Origin of the sequence: Paraburkholderia sp. SIMBA_027, assembly GCF_046535315.1 — a bacterium.
Classification (GTDB): domain Bacteria; phylum Pseudomonadota; class Gammaproteobacteria; order Burkholderiales; family Burkholderiaceae; genus Paraburkholderia; species Paraburkholderia tropica.
In genome coordinates this window covers 1-267 of record NZ_JAWRWY010000698.1, presented here as the reverse complement: position 1 = coordinate 267, position 267 = coordinate 1, and the positions used below count along the sequence as shown (strand labels likewise).

Here is a 267-nt window from a genome sequence, read left to right as displayed (position 1 = left end):
GCACCGGGTTAGCCGGTCTTCCTCCTTCGCAGAATACTCCAAACTCCGGCTACAGTTTTCAAACGATCAACATAGATGAGACCGGACGTAGCGACATCTATTTCACCAAGATCGATGACAACACGTGGGAGGTCACTGCTTACGTAAATTATACCGGCACGTCGTCCGGCTTCCCTTATGATCTGGACAGTGGCGATATCGTCATGGCGACCACCACGCTGACTTTCGATCCGTCCACGGGGGCTATAATTGGCGGCAATCCAAAGC

The 267-nt window shown here is 52.4% G+C and carries 1 protein-coding gene; it reads left to right on the top strand.

From position 1 onward, the window contains the following. Positions 1–267: hypothetical protein (locus SB764_RS40825; protein WP_410866871.1), on the top strand; the 267-nt coding region annotated here is incomplete at both ends.